Below are 17,005 nucleotides of genomic sequence, written 5' to 3'. Positions count from 1 at the left end.
ATGAGGTCGCCTGCCAGGATCGCCGCACCGCTGCCGGGCGACCTTGCTGATTGTAAGCCAAGAGCGAGCGGCGCACTCTGCTGAGTGCATGCCGCCCGTCCGGCGCCGGGCCGTCAATGCTGTTGTAACGAAACCCCCCAGCCCCGTCTCAACCGCCACGACCATGGCGTGACCTATGACTTGGTATACGCATGCAACCCCGCGGTCTGTCAACGCCGCCCACAGGGGCACCGGAGTGCCGGTTTTTACCAATGTAAGAGGCTTTCCGACGCGCCACCGATGCGCTGTTCGCCGTCATAAAAATCGTTGTAAATAGCGGTTTTCCGGGCTTTCTCGCGGCTTCGGAGCGGAGCCGCCGGCGTCATACCGGTCGCGATCTAGGCGCTTGAATCGATTTGCCTTTCCCGGCTGAAACGTTTCAGGAGGCGGGTTTTCAACCTGACTTTTTTTGGGTGTAATTCCTCAACGTCCGTTTTGGGCTTTGCCATCCGGTCTGGCCGGCCCGCCATCCGGCATTGCAATCAGGGATTGCCATCCGCCAATCTCGCCCTTGGCGCCGCGGCGGAGCGCCGAGCCATGCTGCTGACGACATAGGCCGCAGCGCCCAGCGCCGTGATCCAGAAGCTTGTCGGCCAGTCGGTCAGGAAGGCGAGCGACAGGCTGATCCAGGCAATGACGACGGCAAGCGCGATCGAGGTCAGCACGCCGGCGGCGACGCCGCTGGTCAGCCTGAGCGCGGTGGCGGCGGGCGCTACCATCAGCGCAAATACCAGCAGCACGCCGACGATCTGCACCGCTTCGGATGTGGCGACGGCGACCAGCACCATGAAGAGGGTCGAGACGAGGTTGATCGGCACGCCACGCGCTTCGGCAAGTTCCGGCTGCAGGCTGGCAAACAGCAGCGGCCGCGCGATCAGCACCAGAGCCGCGAGGATCGCCACCGCCAGCACCGCCAGGACGATGACGGTGCGCAGGCTGATTCCCAGCACATTGCCGAACAGCACGTTGGTCGCCTGCGAGGCGAAGGCGGTGTAGAAATGCAGGAACAGCAAGCCAAGACCGAGCGACAGCGTCAAAACGATGCCGATGGCGACGTCGCGATGCGCGCGCTCGCCGAGCAGGCCGATGCCGATGCCGGCAACGATGGTGAACACGGTCAGGCCGAAGAACGGCGACAGCCCGATCAGTCCGGCACCGGTGGCGCCGGGGAAGCCGACATGGGCGAGAGCGTGGCCGGCGAAGGTCTGGCCCCTGAGCACGAGGAAATAGCCGACCGCGCCGGAAACGATGCCGACAATGGTGCAGGCATAGAAGGCGTTGCGCATGAATTCATAGTCAAAGATCGTGGACATGCGCTCCGCTCTCCAGTTCGACGTCGTCGGCCATGACGAAGATGCGGCCGGCGACCCGCACCACATTGATGTGGGTGCCGTAAAGTTTCGACAGCACCGGGCCGCTGATGACCTCGTCGACGGAGCCGATCGCCGCGTTGCCGTTGCCGAGATAGAGCACGCGGTCGACGGCGCGCAGCAGTGGGTTGATCTCGTGCGAGCAGAACAGCACCGCGATGCCCAGCCGCTCGCCGATCTCGTGCACCAGATCGATGATCGCGCGCTGGTGTGCTGCGTCGAGGCTGATCAGTGGTTCGTCGAGCAGAAGCAGTTGCGGATCGCCGATCAGCGATTGCGCAATCAGGATGCGCTGGCGTTCGCCGCCGGAAAGCTCGGCCAGCGGCCGCCGCGCAAGGTCGGTGGCGCCGATCGCTTCGAGCGCCTTCCAGGCGGCTTCTTTCTCAGCCGCAGAAGCAACCGGCCAGCCCCAGCGATGCCCACCGGCGGCGCTCAGCACAAAGTCGAGCCCGCTGATACCGACATCGTTGAGCGCGCGGCGCGCCTGCGGCATGTAGCCGATATCAGCATTGCCGCGCGTTGGCGGTTTGCCGAGCACCGAGATGGCGCCGCCGGCCGGCTTTATCAGGCCGAGGATGGCGCGCAGCATCGTCGTCTTGCCGGCGCCATTGGCGCCGAGCAGGCCGACAAAAGCGCCTTGCGGAATCGAAAAGGAGACGTCGGATAAAACCCGGCGTCCCCCATAGGTCAGTGTGACCTTGTCGAATTCAATTGCGTTCATTCAGTCACGTTCGTTGGCAATCAGGTTCACTGGCAGTCACGTTCATTGTGTGCGGGCTGCGAGCGCCTTCTGGACCGCGTCGATCTGGCCGCCGAACCAAGTCTGGATCGTCTGTCCCGCAGGTTCCGTTTCGGTGACGCCGATGACGGTGACCTTGTTCTGTTTTGCGATGTCGAGCAACCGTGTCGTTGCCTCGTCGGTCACCTGCGAATTGTAGAACAGAATCTTGGCCGAGCCGTCCTTCAGGCTGTTTTCGAATGCCGCCACCTGGGTGGCGCTCGGCTCGGCGTCGTTCATCAAGGCCACCTGGAAATCATAGTTCAGCATCTTGAGGCCGAGCGCTTCCGCCATGTAGCCGAAGACAGGCTCGGTGGCGGTCACTTCGGTGCCGGCATAGGTCTTCTTGACGTCGGCGATTTCCTTGTCAATGGCCTCGAGCGACGTCTGGAATGCCTTCAGGTTCGCCTCGTAGTGCGCGGCATTGGCCGGATCGCGTTTCGACAGATCGGCGGTCAGTGTCTTGGCGATGGCTGGCAGCGTCGCAGGGTCGTACCACAGATGCGGATTGTCGCCCGACTTCTTGCCGATCAGGTCGGCGGCAATGATGGTCGTGCGATCCTTGCTGGTCGAGGCCGACAGCAGCTTGTCCATCCACGGATCGTAGTCGGCGCCGTTGTAGATGATGATCTTGGCATCGGCGATGGTGCGCGCCGTCGACGGGCTGGTCTCGAACAGATGCGGATCGTCATCGGGATTGGCCAGGATGCTGGTCACGGTGACATTGCTGCCGCCGATCTGGCGGGCGAGGTCGCCATAGAAATTCTCGGCCGCCACGATGGTCAGCTTGTCTTCGGCGCGGGCAGCTGTGCCGGTCAGCAGTGGCACCGCAACCAGCAGCGCGGCGAGAAAGGGAAGGGAACGCATCCGTGGTCTCCTTGCAGTCTGGAAGGCACGTCGCCGGAGAGGCGGTGGTGTAATTGTATTACAGTAACAATATAACGTTTGCGTCGAAACTACGGCCGATGTCAATGGGTTTTTTTCGGCTGTGTGCTTTCTCGCACGCACAAACGCGTGAGCGCCCCGCGTCGGTCTGTGGGGGGCCCTGGAACGTCGAAGTCGGAGCTATTGCATAGGGCTGGCAGAGCTTTGCGCTCTACGAATACCCCCACCCTTAATCCCTCCCCACAAGGGGGAGGGAGACTTGGTAGGCGCTGATCTCCGCAAATCACCTACGTTCGACGACAAAAGGAATGGCATGCGGCAGCGTTCCCTCCCCCTTGTGGGGAGGGTTAGGGTGGGGGTCCTTCTTTGCAAGAATCTTATGCGATTGCGCTGGAGGTGATCAGCCTCTCGCCAGCACGAAATCGTGCTCGACCTCCCAGAAGGGGCCGGCGAATTCGAGCTCCTTGGCGCGCGCCGGATCGTCGACGCGTTTGAATTCCGCCAGCAGGCTTTCCTTCACGCCGAACACCGCATCCGAATTGATGTAGGGATCGTCGGGGTCGAAAATGTGCGTGGTCAGCGTCTCGAAACCGTCGGCCTTGAGGATGTAGTGCAGATGCGCCGGGCGGTAGGGGTGACGTCCCAGCGCATCGAGCAATTTGCCGACCGTGCCGTCCGCCGGGATCGGGTAGAATTTCGGCTTCACCGCGCGGAACCAGTAGCGGCCATCGGCGCCGGTGCGGAAGACGCCGCGCAGATTGAAGTCGGGCTGGATGCCCTTCTGCTGAACATCGTAAAAACCTTCATCATTAGCCTGCCAGACATCGAGCACGGCGTCAGTGATCGGTCTGCCCTCGGTGTCGAGGATGCGGCCATGGATGAACATGTCCTCACCCTTCTGGTCGAGGCAGATGTTGGCGCCCATCGGCAGTTCCGGTGCGTCGGCGATGTGGAACGGGCCGAGCACTGTCGACTCGGAAGCGCCTGAGGGTTTCCTGTTGTTGATGGCGTCGACCAGCATCGAGACCCCCAGCACGTCCGACAGGAGGATGAACTCCTGACGCCATTCGGTGGAGAGCTGGCCGGTTTTCGTCAGAAACATGATGGCCTCGAACCATTCGTCCTGCGTCGGCTCGATCTCTTTCACCGCCTCATGCAGTTTTCGCGTGATGACCTCCATCACCGTCTTCAGCCGCGCGTCCTTGGCGTTCTTGTTGCGGCCGGTGACGACCTCGACCGAATTCGCCTCGGTGAAGAAGCCTTTTTCGTGCGCTTCCATATCTCTCACCTGTCCAGGATTGATGTCAGGGCTTTGCGCAAGTCAGCTGTCGGATCGCCGCTGATCGCGTCCTTGCGCCAGCCGACATGTTGGTCCGGCCGCACCAGCAACACCCCGCTGTCGCGGATTTCGCGGGCGCGCGCCCAATCGCCGGAAAAGTCCTGCCAGGGCTGGCGCGGGCCGATGAGATGGCCGGCAATGTCGATGCCGAGTTCCTTGCCGATCGTCTTGGCGGCGTCGAGCCAGCCCTGGCCGCCAATGCCGGTCAGCACCGTGAACTTGCCGTGGCCGGTCAGGTCGAGCGTGGAGACCTTGTCACCTTTGTCGGAATGCACCCAGACATGCGGCAGCCGGGCGCCCGGCCAGCTCGTGGGCTGATGGTGCAATTCCGCGTCCTTCGCGAAGGCCGGCTCTTTCTGGCCGTCGCTGACGATGGCGTTCGAGATATAGCGCTGGTTCATCTCGACGCCATGGGCGTCGAATTCATAGACCTTGGCGGCGATGGTCTCGCGGATTTTTGCGCGCTGCGCCTCGGCGGCCGGCGTGTTGTCGCAGCGCGCGTCCATGTTCGACTGCATCTTCACCGGGTCGATGGAATCGAGCAGGCCGAGCGCCTTGAAGATCGGGCCGAATTCCTCGATCGATTTGTTGGCGCGGGTGACGATCTGCCTGGCGACCGGCGCGCGCTCCTGCGAATAGCTGTCGAGCAATTTCGGACCCGCCTTGCCCTTGATGACATGGGCAAGTTTCCAGGCGAGATTGAAGCCGTCCTGGATCGAGGTGTTGGAGCCGAGCCCGTTCGATGGCGGATGGCGATGGATCGCATCGCCCATGCAGAACACGCGGCCCTTGGAGGTCTGCGTGGCGTACATGTTGTTGACGGTCCAGGTCGACACCGACTGGACCTCGATTTCGAGGTCGGGATCGCCGACAAGGTCGCGAGCCACCTTCTTGGCGAAGGCGTCGTCGACCTTCGGCGCCGGCTGGTTGATGTCGTAGCCCCAAACGATCAGCCACTCGTTCCACGGCCGGATCATGCGTACCAGGCCCATGCCGATGCCGCCGACATCGGCACCCGGCTGCACCACCCAGTAGAGCACCGAGGGGCGATGGGCGACGTATTTCGACAGGTCAGCCTTGAACAGGATGTTCATCGAACCGCCGACGCCCATCTTGCCCTCGAAGGGCAGGCCGGCATGTTCGGCGACCAGCGAATTGCCGCCATCGGCGCCGACCAGATACTTTGAGCGGATGGTGACGTCCTTGCCGGTCAGCCGGTCGCGGCAGGTGGTGGTGACGCCGTCGGCGTCCTGCACATGCGAGAGATACTCCATCGACATCCGTGATTGCGTGCCGCGCGAGCACGCCGTCTTGAACAGCAGAGGCTCCATGAAAGTCTGCGGCAGGTCGTTCATATGCGCGGGCGAGGACAAGAGGTGCTCGGCGCGGGACAGCGGGTGCTTGCCCCAGCTGCGCATGCGGCCGATCTCCTCGCCGGCCAGCGAGGTACAGAACACGTTCTCGCCCATCAGATCCTGTTCGGTGGCGTGCATGTAGGCTTCGCCTTCCACGTCCTTGCCGAGGTCACGCAGCACCTCCATGGTGCGTTGGTTGGTGATGTGCGCGCGCGGTGTTGCGGCCAGCCAGCGATAGCGGTTGATGACCATGTTCTCGACACCGTAGGTCGAGAGCAGCGCCGCGGTCGCCGAGCCGGCCGGTCCGGTTCCGATGGTCAGCACGTCGGTAGAAATGTCAGCCATGCGGCCCTCCCTTTTTGCTTGATGTCGACGGTCCACCGGTCAATCGGCGGCGGACCGGAAAAAGCTGGATGCCGGTGCGCTCGGCAAACAGGCCCCACAGGCCGCGCGGCGCAAACAGCATGATGACGATGCCGATCAGCCCGAGGATCAAGAGATACCAAGAGCCATAATCGGCGAGCAGGTTCTGGAGGATGTAGAAGACGATGACGCCGACGATCGGTCCTTCGATGGTGCCGATGCCGCCGATGACGACGATGAAGATGACGTACGCCGTCCAGTCGACGACGGAGAAAGCGGCGTCGGGCGAAATGCGAGCCTTCTGTACATAAATCAGCGCGCCGGCGAGGCCGGTGCCGAAGGCGGCTGCGAGATAGACCAGCGTCTTCATGCGTCGCGCGTCGACGCCGACCGAGCGCGCCGCTTCCTGATTATCGCGCACGGCGGCGAGCCCCAGTCCCTGCTTCGAACGCAGCAGCCGATAGACGAGGCCGATCGTGGCGATGGCGAGCAGCAGCGCCAGCCAGTAGGTCAGGATATCGCCGGCACCTGAGGATTTGACGCCGAACAATTCGCCGACGAACTTCAGCGCCGGCATGTCGCGGGTGGCCTCGCGCGGCAGCGAGGTGCCGGTGCCGCCGCCCAGCATCTTCCACTGCGCCAGCGCCAGCCGCACCACTTCGGCGATGACCCAACTGCCGATGGCGAAATAGGCACCTTGCAGGCGAAACAGGAAGAAGGCGGTGGGGATGGCGAGCAGGGCGCTGGCGATGCCGGCAAGCAGGATCGCGATCAGCGGATCGAGCCCGCCGAGGATCACGAGAGCGAACATCGCATAGGCGCCGAAGCCGACAAAGGCCTGCTGTCCCACGGAGACCAGCCCGGCATAGCCGGCAAGCAGGTTCCAGTTCTGTGCCAGCACCAGCATGGTGAGGATGAAGAACAGGTCCTGCAGCATGCTGCGCGAGGCGAAGAGGGGTGCTGCGAAGGCGAGCAGGCTGATGAGGGTAGCGATGATGGCGAAGGTTGCCGACGCCTTGGTACGGGTCTCGACTTTCCAGGGTGTGAGCGTGACGTCGGTCATGCGCACGCTCGCATTCCTTCGCGCCCCCCTCTGTCCTGCCGGACATCTCCCCCACAAGGGGGGAGATTGGCAGTTCCAGCCCAGGCGCTCTTCTTGCGACGGTGAAGGTTGGCGAAAGCAGAGGCGAGAGCGCAATCTCCCCCCTTGTGGGGGAGATGGCCGGCAGGCCAGAGGGGGGCGCCGTAGAGCACAATCATCGCCCGCCTCCTAATCCACCGCCCGCGGGAACAGCCCGCGCGGCCGGACCAGCAGCACTACGAGGAAAGCAAGATGTCCCGCAAGAATCTGCCATTCCGGATTGATCGCAGCGCCAAAGGTCTGGGCGATGCCGATGACGATGCCGCCGGCAAGCGTGCCCCACAGCGAACCGAGGCCGCCGATGATGACTGCCTCGAAGGCGTAGATCAGCCGCGCCGGTCCGATGGTCGGATCGAAATTGGCGCGCGTGCCGAGATAGAGCGCGGCGATCGTCACCACCACCATGGCGATGCCGGTGGCTGTGGCGAAGATGCGCTTCGGCTGGATACCCATCAGCCCGGCGGTGACCGGATCGTCGGAGGTGGCGCGAAAGGCTCGGCCGAGCGAGGTGCGGTAGAACAACTGGTTGAGGCCAATGATCACGGCGATGGCCGAGGCCAGAGTGAGCACCGGCATGACGCCGACATTGATCGGGCCGAGCGCCACTGATGCCGATTCCAATCCACCAATGGAGATGCGGCGGCTGTCGGCGGAAAAACCTTCGAGCAGGCCGTTCTGGATAACGATCGACAGGCCGAAGGTGACCAGCAGTGGCGGCAGGATATCCGTGCCGAGCGTGCGGTTGAGCAGGAAGAACTGCAGTGCCCAGCCGATGGCGAACATCAGCGGCATCGCCACCAGCGCCGCGACGAACGGATTGAGCCCGAGCGCCGAGACCAGCATCAGGATCAGGAAGGCGGCGAGCACGATGAGGTCGCCATGCGCCAGATTGACCAGCCGCATGATGCCGAAGACAAGGCTCAAGCCCGCCGCGAAGAGCGCGTAGAGGCCGCCGAGCAGAATGCCCTGGATGATGGTGTCGAGGGCGCTGGTCATGGGCGCCACGCTGATCGCTGAGCGCGGCGTTCCCGCCCACCCCCCTCTGTCCTGCCGGACATCTCCCCCTCAAGGGGGGAGATTGGCAGTTTATGCTTTGCCGCATATCTTTCCACGCTGGAGATTGGCGAAGGCCAAAATGACATCCAATCTCCCCCCTTGAGGGGGAGATGTCCGGCAGGACAGAGGGGGGTGCTTGGGCTCGACGTGAACGATCTATACATCACCGCCCTCAATGCCCAAAATACGCGGCGTGAATGGCCTCGCGCGTCAACCCGCCCGGCGCGCCAGACAGCGTGATCCGCCCTTCCATCATGCAGTAGACGCGGTCGGCGACCTTAAGCGCCTGGCCGATATCCTGCTCGACCACGACGATCGAGGCGCCGGCTTGGCGGATGCGCGGAAAGGCGGCGTAGATATCCCTGATGACGACAGGCGCAAGCCCAAGGCTGATCTCGTCGCACAGAAGCACACGCGGATTGGACATCAGCGCCCGGCCGATCGCCACCATCTGCTGCTGGCCGCCGGACAGCGCTGTACCCGGGTTGTGGCGGCGGTCTTTCAGGATCGGGAAGAGATCGTAGACGGTGTCGAGGCGCCAATATCCCTCGACCGCGCGGCCGTAGCGGCCGATGAGAAGGTTCTCCTCGACGCTGAGCGAGGGAAACAGTTTGCGCCCCTCCGGCACCATGGCGATGCCGCGCGCGACGATGTCGGGGGCGGGCAGGGCGCCGATCTTCTCGCCGTCGAACAGCACCGCTTCCGGCTGGTTCGCCAATATGCCTGCGATCGAGCGCATCAGCGTCGTCTTGCCGGCGCCATTGGCGCCGATAATGGCGATGGTCTCGCCCTGATCGAGCGCGATGTCGACACCGAACAGCGCCTGGAAATCGCCATAGCGCGCAATGAGGTTTTTGGTCTCGAGCAGCGCCATCAGACTTCGATCCCAAGATAGATTTCGCGGACCTCCCGCGACGCCATGACGGCATCCGGCGCGCCCATGCCGATGACCTTGCCGAAGTTCAGAACCAGCAGCCGCTCGACCACCGAGTTCAGCGCATGCAGCACATGCTCGATCCAGATGATCGACATGCCGCCCTTGTGGATGCTTCTGATGGTGTCGACCAGCATGCCGCATTCGCCTTCGGTCAGGCCGCCGGCGATCTCATCCAGCAGCAGCAGCCTCGGTTCCGTCGCCAGGGCGCGGGCCAGCTCCAGCCGCTTGCGCTGCAAGAGGCTCAAGCCGCCGGCCGGGTGGTTGGCGCGGTCGATCAGCCCGGTCTCGACCAGGATCTTGGCGCAGCGTTCGCTGACCTCGGCTTCGGTCTTGCGCGCCCCAAAGGCGCCGGCGACCAGCAGGTTCTCGAACACGGTCAGTTTCTCGAAAGGCTGCGGGATCTGGAAGGAGCGGCCGACGCCGGCAAAGCAGCGCTGCATCGGCGGCAGTCTTGTCACGTCGCGGCCATCGAAAATGATGGTGCCGGCATCGGCCGCTATGTTGCCGGTGATCAGGTTGAACAGCGTCGACTTGCCAGCACCGTTCGGCCCGATGATGCCCAAAGCCCCGCCGTCGCCAAGCTCGAACGAAACCGCGTCGGCGACCGTGAGTGCGCCGAAGCGTTTCGAGACATTGGCGAGCGTGAGGATGGGCATGGCTTCTTACCCTCCCACTTGTGGGGAGGGTCGATCGGCAAAGCCGATCAGGGTGGGGGTGCTTCGCACCAGCATTTTTCCTTTGACCCCCACCCCGTCTCCCTCGCCTTGCTGTGCAAGGCGCGCTCGCCGACCCTCCCCACAAGGGGGAGGGTAAAGTGCCGCCGCGGCGCTCATCCGATCGCTTCCATCTTGCCGCCGGTCGGGATGTTCGGCGCGGTCTTGTTGTCGGTGATGACGAGATCGTAGCCGCCGCCATCCTTCAGCCGCCACTGGCCGCCGACCAGCGGCGTCTTGGCAATGTTCTTGGCGGCGAAGGGCGGCAGGTTGGCGCCGTCCCAGGCGATCGGCCCGACCAGCGTGTCGAGCTTGGTCGCGGCGATTGCCGCCGCCACCTTGTCGCCGTCGCCGGGCTCGCCCGCCCGCTTCATGACATCGACGGCAATCTCGAACAACGCATGGACAAAGCCGATCGGCTGCGTCCATTGCCGGCCGGTGGCTTTCGTAAAGCCCTCGGCGACCTGCGCCGAGCTTTCGCCGGTCAGCGACGATTTGAACGGATGGTTCGGCGTCCACCAGACTTCGGACGACAGATTGTGGCCGGACTTGCCGAGCGCCTCGACCGACTGCGGGAACAGGATCGCTTTGCCGATAGACGCCACTTTTGGGGTAAAACCCTGTTGCTTGGCCTGGTTCCAGAAGGTGGTGAAATCGGGCGGGATCATAACGCCGGTGATGATCTCGCAGGAGGCGCCCTTGAAGGCGTTGATCTGCGCCGAAAAGTCGTCGGTCAGGTTCTGGTAGCGGCCGGTGTCGGTTAGCCCGTAGCCGCCCTTGGCCAGCACTGGCGGGAAGCCGACCGTGCCGTCGCCCCACGCATTGCCGTCGCCATCATTGGGGAACAGGCCGCCAACCTTCTTGTTGGTCTCGACCTGCGCCCACATGTTGGTGAAGACGGCGATGACGTCTTCCAGGCCCCAGAAGAAATGGTAGGCGTAGTTGAACGGCTTCCACGAAGCCGGGTCGCCGGGATTGCCTTGCTGGCCGATGAACCAGGGCTGCCACGGCGCCACGGTCGACAGGCATGGCACTTCCTCCGCCTCGCAGGTGGTGGCGACCGGATTGGTGGTCTCCGGCGTCGAGGCGACAAGCATCAGATTGACCTTGTCGTTGACGATCAATTCCTTGGCGACTTCGGCCGCCCGGTTCGGGTTGGACTGGCTGTCCTTGACGACGACCTCATAGTTGAGGCCGGCGGCCTTGGTGGCGGCGAGGAAGCCGTCGATGATGAATTTGTCGGCCTCGGCGAAGGCTGCCAGCGGGCCGGATTGCGGGCTGACATAGCCGAGCTTGATCGGCGCGTTCTGGGCGATCGCCGGCATGGCGAGGCCCGATGTACCGGCGAGCACCCCGGTCGCGGCGCTGTTGCGGATGAATTCGCGTCTGGTAATCATTTTTGTTCCTCCCTTGTTGCCGTCAGTTCTGCGGACGTCTTCCCTCCCACGCGTCCTGCAGCAGGGCGCGGATTGCGACGCGGTCGAAAGGCCGCGGATTCCAGTATGGATTTTTGGTCGCAATCTCGGCGGCGCGGTCGAGATCGGTCTCCTTGAGCCCCAGTTCATTCAAGGTGAGCGGTGCGCCAACTGATTTGGCGAAATCATGCAGACCACCTCCGGCGCTGCCGCCAAAAATGTCGGCGACTGGCTTGAGCAGGTCAGGCACGGCGACGGCGTTGAAGCCGATCGTGTGCGGCAGCATCACCGCATGCGTCTCGGCATGCGGCATGTCGAAGGAGCCGCCGAGCGTGTGGCAGATCTTGTGGTGCAGCGCCATGCCGACCGTGCCGAGCACCGTGCCGCACAGCCAGGCGCCGTAAAGCGCATCACCGCGTGCGTCGAGATTTTTCGGCTCCTTGATCAAGACTGGCAGCGCCGTCTTCAGCGCGCGCAACCCTTCGGTCGCCATCAAGGTCGAGATCGGATTGCGGTCCTGCGCGTAGAGCGCTTCCGCCGCATGCGCCATGGCGTTGAGGCCGGAGGTGACGCTCATCGCCACCGGCAGACCGGTGGTCAGTTCCGGATCGTAGATCACCACTTCCGGCAGGATATTTGCGTCACGTACGGTGGTCTTTTCGCCGTGCTCGGTCTGGCCAAGGATCGGCGTCACTTCCGAGCCGGCATAGGTGGTCGGGATGACGATCTGCGGCAAGTCGGTGCGATAGGCGATCGCCTTGCCGAGCCCGGTGGTCGAGCCGCCGCCGAGGGCGACGACGCAGTCGGCTTTGACCTCTTGCGCCTTGCTCATGGCTGCTTCGGTGACCTCGACCGGTGTGTGCATGGCGGCGCCTGAAAACGTCCCCGCCGCCAGCGATCCAAGTCGCTTCGCCAGCGCCTCGCCATCGGCCGCCTGATGCGGCGTCGACAGCACCAGCGCGCGCTTGCAGCCGAGCTTTTCGATCCAGGTGCCGATTTCGGCAGATGCACCATTGCCGAAGACGATATGCGCCGGGCTGCCGGAATAAGTGAATGATCTTGTCATGCCGCCCGGCTCCCTTTGCGCGCCATCACCATGACAAAGCCGAAATCGAGCGACCAGCTCTCACCGCCTTTGCCGGCGTTGCACTTGAAATCGCCGACCAGTTCCGGCTTGACACCGAACAGAGCGTCCTCGTCGAGGCGCGGGTCGCCGCGCTCGAACACTTGCGTCGTCAGCGTCTCGAAATTGTCGGCGCGGATCAGGAAGTGAATGTGCGCCGGCCGGCTGAGCGGATAGTTCAACTGCCTGAGCATCTGTCCGACAGGTCCATCATCGGGCACGCCGTAACCGGCGGGCTTGACGGTTCTGTAGTTGAAGCCGCCGTCCTGGTCGGTGGTGAAGACACCGCGCAGATTGAATTCCGGCTGCAGGTCGGGCTGCTGGTTCTCGTAAAAGCCTTGCGCGTTGGCTTGCCATGTCTCGACCGTCGCGCCGGCGATCGGCAGCCCGTCGAGGTCGGTCACTCGCCCCGTCACGGTCAGCGGTTTGCCGATACCGTCGAGCGAAATGGCGGCACCGAGCGCCAGCCTTGGGGCATCGGCGCGATAGAAGGGACCGCGCCCCGTGTTGGGCGTGGCGCCGTTCGGCCGCCGCGAGTTGATCTCCTCGACCAGTGCTGTGACACCAAGCAGGTCCGACAACAACACCCATTCCTGGCGCTTGTCGTCGCTGGCATGGCCGATTTCGGTGAGGAAGGCGATGGCCTGGCGCCAGTCCGCTGCTGTCGGGCGGGTTTCCCTGACGATCTGGTGGAGATGGTCGACAACGGTGGCGAGAAAACGCGGCAACGGCCCGGCCTTCGCCTTGAGCAGGCGCTGGACAACCATCTCGGCCGAATTGGCCTCGCTGAACGACGGAATGCCGGACATGTTCCTCCCCGCTTTCATCTCAGGAAGGACATTAATGCAGGCCAAACACAATGATGATGATTTCTCCCCGATTTAATATACCATATCGTTATGAAGCTTGATGAAAGGCATCTGATCCAACTCGCCGCCGTGGTGCAGGCCGGCGGCGTTACAGAGGGCGCGGCCCTTGTCGGCCTGTCGCAGCCGGCCGTCTCCCGCACGCTGTCGATGCTGGAGAAACGCCTTGGCGAGCCGCTGTTCCTGAAAGGTCGTCGCCCATTGCAGCCGACGCCGCTTGGCCGCGCGCTGGCCGATCATGGCCAGGTCATGCTCGCGGCCTCGCGAAAAGCCTCTGACATCGTCGCCAACTTCAGCCAGGGCCGCTCCGGCGTGGTGCGGGTCGGCGGCACGCCGTTCTTCATGGATGCGCTCATCTCCGGCATGATCGCCGATTTCCAGAATGCCTATCCGGATGTGCGCGTCGACCAGAGCTATGGCTATCTCTCCGACCTGCGCGCCGCCATCAATGCCGACCGCATCGACCTTGCCGTCTGCCCGATCGACATATTGGAGGAGGGGTCCGGCATGGAGTTCCGCGAAATCCTGCCGGGCCGCAATGTCGTCGCCTGCCGCGCCACGCATCCGCTGTTGCTGCGGCGCAAGCTCAGGACCAGCGACCTGCTCGACTACCCCTGGATCGCGCCGCCGCCCGGCAGCCCGTTGCTGGAGGATCTGCGCAGCCTGCTCCTGTCGCTTGGCGCCACCGAGATCAAAATCCGCTATTCCGGGGGATCACTGACCAGCGCCGTCAACTACATGAAGGAGACCGATGCGCTGACCGTGCTGCCGCACAGCGTCGTCTTCGCCTTTCGCAAGGACAAGTCGATCACCGCACTTCCCGTTGCCATCCCGCATCCCGAGCGCGCGCTCGGCCTGCTGAGGCGCGCCGACACGCCGCGCGCGCCGGCGGTCGATGCTTTCGCCAAGCACATCCGCCAGAGCTTCGACAACCTCAAGCACCTGATCAAGCGCCATGAGCAAGCGGTGATCTGGGGCGCTTAGGCGCGGCTGGCTCTCACGCCAATTTCAGCCGAATTTCAGCCTGCGGTCAGGACGGTTGACCGGGACCCAGGCACCATGGCTGCATTCCAGATGGCTGAAGGATCACGCCATGACGGGCGCGTCATCGTGATCTCGAATGGACATCGTCGGCGCCCGGCCCCTCTTTGGCCCCGCTGTAGGAAAGCAACAGGCAGAACCACAGACTTGAAACGGGAAGAAAACCGCCATGGCAGACGCGCACATCAAACACTGGGACGAGAACCATTCCCGCAGTTTCCTGAATTACGGCCGCTATTTCGTTCCCGAGCGCGAGCGCCAGATCGAAATCATCGCCGACCTGATCCCGCCACCCCACGGCGGCGACCTGCTGGTCGAACTCTGCCCGGGCGAGGGACTGCTCAGCCACGCGCTGCTCACCCGCTTTCCCACCTGCCGCGTGCTTGCACTCGATGGCTCGGCGGACATGCGCGCGCAGACGCTGGAAACCTGCCGCGACAACGCCGATCGCCTGACCACGGCCGCGTTCGAACTGGAACATCGCGACTGGCGCGATTTTTCCGAACCGCCGCATGCCATCGTCTCCTCGCTTGCTATCCATCACCTCGACGGCGCCCAGAAACGGACGCTTTTTGCCGATCTGGCGGCGGCGCTGCGCCCTAGCGGCATCCTTGTCGTCGCCGACATCGTGCGTCCGCCGAGCGAAAGCGGGCTCGGCATCGCCGCACGGCAATGGGATGAGGCGGTGCGTGCGCGGGCACTCGCAATCGATGGCGACCTGGCAGCTTTCGCCGAGTTCAATCGCCTCGGCTGGAACTACTTCCGCAACCCCGACGGCGAGCCGATCGACAAGCCATCTTCACTGGCTGAACAGCTGGCGTGGTTCTCCGAGGCAGGTCTCGTCGGTGTCGATTGCGCCTGGCTGTTCGCCGGCCATGCTATCTTCAGCGGGCGCAAGCCTTGATGTCATGGCACAACCATGATGTTTTCGAATGTGCGAGTGCGTGCTTCTCGACAGGGTGAGTGACAGATAGCCGTCGCGTCGAAGTGGTTTGACGTCTTCTTGAAGGGCGACATGACAACGTTCGAGTTTTCCGGCCACATACTCGATCTGCGACGCGGCAGACTGCAGAAGGCCGGTGTCGACATTGACCTTCGCCCGAAATCGCTTTCGCTGCTGGTCTATCTCCTGGAGAATGCCGGCCGCGTCATCGGCAAGGACGAGCTGGTCAATGCCGTCTGGCCCAACATCGCCGTCTCCGACGATTCCCTCACGCAATGCATGAAGGACATCCGCAAGGCGCTGGGGCCGGATGCGGACGGCCTGATCCGCACCGTGATGCGGCGGGGCTATGTGATCGAAGAAGACCGCGTCCGCCGTATCGAGGATCGCGGCACGGCACCGGTTCAGGTCGAGGATCGCGCCCATGCGGACACGCCATCGATCGCCGTCCTGCCTTTCGAGAATCTGAGCGGCGACCCGGCACAGGACTATTTCGCCGACGGCATGGTCGACGAGATCATCACGGCGCTGTCGCGCATGCGCTGGCTGTTCGTCATCGCCCGCAATTCGAGTTTCGCCTACAAAGGGCAAGCCGACGGCGTGAAACTGGCCGGAGCCGACCTCGGCGTGCGCTACGTGCTGACTGGCAGCGTGCGCAAGGCCGGCGACCACATTCGCCTCACTGGACAGCTCATCGATCAGTCGTCCGGCAAGACGATCTGGGCCAACCGCTATGACGGAACCATGGCCGATGTTTTCGACCTGCAGGATCGGCTTGCGGAGAGTGTCGTTGGCGCCATCCAGCCGTCAATCCTTTCGGCTGAGATCGATCGCTCGCGGCGCAAGCGGCCCGAAAGCCTCGCCGCCTATGACTATGTGCTGCGCGCCTTTCCGCTGGTCTGGTCGCTCGACCGGATGCAGAACGAAGTTGCCGCGGCGCTGCTCGACCGGGCGATCGCGATCGAGCCTACCTATCCGCTGGCGCTGTCGCTACTCGCCTGGTGCCATGAGCAGCGCGCCGTCTACAACTGGACGGAGACGCCGGCCATTTCCAGGGATGAGGGCCTGCGCCTTGCGCAGAAGGCGGCAGCGCTATCCAGCGACGATCCGATGGTGCTTGCCGTGCTCGGGGCGGCGCACTCCTTTGCCCGCGATTACGATGTCGCCGATGTGCATCTACAGCGGGCCCGCACGCTCGATCCGAATTCCGCCTGGGTCTGGATGCGCAGTGCCTGGCTCGATGTCTATCGCGAGCGGCCCGAGGCGGCGATCGAGCAGTTCGAGCGTTTCGAACGGCTAAGCCCGCTCGACCCGATGGGCTACATGGCGCTGGTCGGTATCGGTGCGGCCCATTTCGTCGCCTCGCGCTACGACAAGGCCGTGGCCTTGACGCAGCGCGGCTTGAGCCAGCAGCCCGACGCGACATGGGCGCTGCGTTGGCTGGTGATGGCTCTGGTCCATGCCGGCCGCCGCGATGAGGCGCGGCGCGAATGCGGCAGGTTGCTGGAGCGCTATCCCGAACTGACCATCGCCAAGGTCTGCGACTCGGCGTTTTTCGGCGCAAGCACGATGGAGCGCATCGTCGCGGCGCTTCGCGAGGCCGGTCTGCCGGACTGAGCAGGCCCAGCCTTCACGATCCGC

At 63.8% G+C, this 17,005-nt stretch carries 15 protein-coding genes; 3 read left to right on the top strand and 12 right to left on the bottom strand.

Annotated features, from left to right (window positions below; genetic code table 11):
• Positions 1-521 precede the first annotated feature (521 nt).
• The 12 genes from AC1DYO_RS26710 to AC1DYO_RS26655 form a co-directional block, all read right to left on the bottom strand.
• Positions 522-1,352, bottom strand: a complete 831-nt coding sequence (locus tag AC1DYO_RS26710) for a metal ABC transporter permease (protein WP_477267410.1) — start codon at positions 1,350-1,352, stop codon at positions 522-524.
• Positions 1,336-2,130: a metal ABC transporter ATP-binding protein gene (locus AC1DYO_RS26705; RefSeq protein WP_477267409.1), complete on the bottom strand. Its 795-nt coding sequence runs from the start codon at positions 2,128-2,130 to the stop codon at positions 1,336-1,338. Before AC1DYO_RS26705 ends, AC1DYO_RS26710 begins: the two co-directional genes overlap by 17 nt.
• A 42-nt stretch (positions 2,131-2,172) precedes the next feature.
• The gene (locus AC1DYO_RS26700) at positions 2,173-3,054 is read right to left on the bottom strand and encodes a metal ABC transporter solute-binding protein, Zn/Mn family (protein ID WP_477267408.1); all 882 of its coding nucleotides are present in this window, start codon (positions 3,052-3,054) and stop codon (positions 2,173-2,175) included.
• Positions 3,055-3,472: 418 nt separating this feature from the next.
• Complete coding sequence (locus AC1DYO_RS26695) at positions 3,473-4,351, bottom strand: intradiol ring-cleavage dioxygenase (RefSeq protein WP_477267407.1); 879 nt, start codon at positions 4,349-4,351, stop codon at positions 3,473-3,475.
• A gap of 5 nt (positions 4,352-4,356) precedes the next feature.
• A complete protein-coding gene (locus tag AC1DYO_RS26690) occupies positions 4,357-6,111 on the bottom strand; it encodes an FAD-dependent oxidoreductase (RefSeq protein WP_477267406.1) in 1,755 nt (584 codons plus the stop codon).
• Positions 6,104-7,192 (bottom strand): branched-chain amino acid ABC transporter permease, encoded by a 1,089-nt coding sequence (locus AC1DYO_RS26685; RefSeq protein ID WP_477267405.1) that lies wholly within the window; start codon positions 7,190-7,192, stop codon positions 6,104-6,106. Before AC1DYO_RS26685 ends, AC1DYO_RS26690 begins: the two co-directional genes overlap by 8 nt.
• A 207-nt stretch (positions 7,193-7,399) precedes the next feature.
• Entirely contained in the window at positions 7,400-8,266 is an 867-nt protein-coding gene (locus tag AC1DYO_RS26680) for a branched-chain amino acid ABC transporter permease (RefSeq protein ID WP_477267404.1), read from the bottom strand.
• A 232-nt stretch (positions 8,267-8,498) separates the two neighbouring features.
• Complete coding sequence (locus tag AC1DYO_RS26675) at positions 8,499-9,200, bottom strand: ABC transporter ATP-binding protein (protein ID WP_477267403.1); 702 nt, start codon at positions 9,198-9,200, stop codon at positions 8,499-8,501.
• Positions 9,200-9,919 (bottom strand): ABC transporter ATP-binding protein, encoded by a 720-nt coding sequence (locus AC1DYO_RS26670; RefSeq protein ID WP_477267402.1) that lies wholly within the window; start codon positions 9,917-9,919, stop codon positions 9,200-9,202. Before AC1DYO_RS26670 ends, AC1DYO_RS26675 begins: the two co-directional genes overlap by 1 nt.
• A 173-nt stretch (positions 9,920-10,092) precedes the next feature.
• Positions 10,093-11,373 carry an ABC transporter substrate-binding protein gene (locus tag AC1DYO_RS26665; RefSeq protein ID WP_477267401.1) on the bottom strand — a complete coding sequence of 427 codons (1,281 nt, stop codon included), beginning with the start codon at positions 11,371-11,373 and terminating at the stop codon, positions 10,093-10,095.
• Between the two features lie 22 nt (positions 11,374-11,395).
• Positions 11,396-12,457, bottom strand: a complete 1,062-nt coding sequence (locus AC1DYO_RS26660; protein WP_477267400.1) for a maleylacetate reductase — start codon at positions 12,455-12,457, stop codon at positions 11,396-11,398.
• Complete coding sequence (locus AC1DYO_RS26655; protein ID WP_477267399.1) at positions 12,454-13,323, bottom strand: dioxygenase family protein; 870 nt, start codon at positions 13,321-13,323, stop codon at positions 12,454-12,456. The genes AC1DYO_RS26660 and AC1DYO_RS26655 overlap by 4 nt, the downstream gene beginning before the upstream one ends.
• A gap of 90 nt (positions 13,324-13,413) precedes the next feature.
• Here AC1DYO_RS26655 and AC1DYO_RS26650 point away from each other — a divergent pair, with 90 nt between their 5' ends.
• From AC1DYO_RS26650 to AC1DYO_RS26640, 3 genes are all read left to right on the top strand, one after another.
• On the top strand, positions 13,414-14,364 hold the full coding sequence (locus AC1DYO_RS26650; RefSeq protein WP_477267398.1) for a LysR family transcriptional regulator: 951 nt from the start codon (positions 13,414-13,416) through the stop codon (positions 14,362-14,364).
• A 226-nt stretch (positions 14,365-14,590) separates the two neighbouring features.
• The gene (locus AC1DYO_RS26645; RefSeq protein WP_477267397.1) at positions 14,591-15,325 is read left to right on the top strand and encodes a class I SAM-dependent methyltransferase; all 735 of its coding nucleotides are present in this window, start codon (positions 14,591-14,593) and stop codon (positions 15,323-15,325) included.
• Between the two features lie 111 nt (positions 15,326-15,436).
• Positions 15,437-16,981, top strand: coding sequence for a winged helix-turn-helix domain-containing protein (locus AC1DYO_RS26640; protein ID WP_477267396.1), 1,545 nt, complete (start codon positions 15,437-15,439; stop codon positions 16,979-16,981).
• Positions 16,982-17,005 lie beyond the last annotated feature (24 nt).

Source organism: Mesorhizobium sp. P2_F5 (assembly GCF_056403715.1).
The sequence above is the reverse complement of the archived record's forward strand: the minus strand, read 5'-3'. Positions and strand labels throughout refer to the sequence as shown.

Coding starts and splice junctions, on each gene's coding strand:
- AC1DYO_RS26710 (WP_477267410.1), bottom strand. CDS start 1,352: ATGTCCACGATCTTTGACTATGAATTCATGCGCAACGCCTTCTATGCC.
- AC1DYO_RS26705 (WP_477267409.1), bottom strand. CDS start 2,130: ATGAACGCAATTGAATTCGACAAGGTCACACTGACCTATGGGGGACGC.
- AC1DYO_RS26700 (WP_477267408.1), bottom strand. CDS start 3,054: ATGCGTTCCCTTCCCTTTCTCGCCGCGCTGCTGGTTGCGGTGCCACTG.
- AC1DYO_RS26695 (WP_477267407.1), bottom strand. CDS start 4,351: ATGGAAGCGCACGAAAAAGGCTTCTTCACCGAGGCGAATTCGGTCGAG.
- AC1DYO_RS26690 (WP_477267406.1), bottom strand. CDS start 6,111: ATGGCTGACATTTCTACCGACGTGCTGACCATCGGAACCGGACCGGCC.
- AC1DYO_RS26685 (WP_477267405.1), bottom strand. CDS start 7,192: ATGACCGACGTCACGCTCACACCCTGGAAAGTCGAGACCCGTACCAAG.
- AC1DYO_RS26680 (WP_477267404.1), bottom strand. CDS start 8,266: ATGACCAGCGCCCTCGACACCATCATCCAGGGCATTCTGCTCGGCGGC.
- AC1DYO_RS26675 (WP_477267403.1), bottom strand. CDS start 9,200: ATGGCGCTGCTCGAGACCAAAAACCTCATTGCGCGCTATGGCGATTTC.
- AC1DYO_RS26670 (WP_477267402.1), bottom strand. CDS start 9,919: ATGCCCATCCTCACGCTCGCCAATGTCTCGAAACGCTTCGGCGCACTC.
- AC1DYO_RS26665 (WP_477267401.1), bottom strand. CDS start 11,373: ATGATTACCAGACGCGAATTCATCCGCAACAGCGCCGCGACCGGGGTG.
- AC1DYO_RS26660 (WP_477267400.1), bottom strand. CDS start 12,457: ATGACAAGATCATTCACTTATTCCGGCAGCCCGGCGCATATCGTCTTC.
- AC1DYO_RS26655 (WP_477267399.1), bottom strand. CDS start 13,323: ATGTCCGGCATTCCGTCGTTCAGCGAGGCCAATTCGGCCGAGATGGTT.
- AC1DYO_RS26650 (WP_477267398.1), top strand. CDS start 13,414: ATGAAGCTTGATGAAAGGCATCTGATCCAACTCGCCGCCGTGGTGCAG.
- AC1DYO_RS26645 (WP_477267397.1), top strand. CDS start 14,591: ATGGCAGACGCGCACATCAAACACTGGGACGAGAACCATTCCCGCAGT.
- AC1DYO_RS26640 (WP_477267396.1), top strand. CDS start 15,437: ATGACAACGTTCGAGTTTTCCGGCCACATACTCGATCTGCGACGCGGC.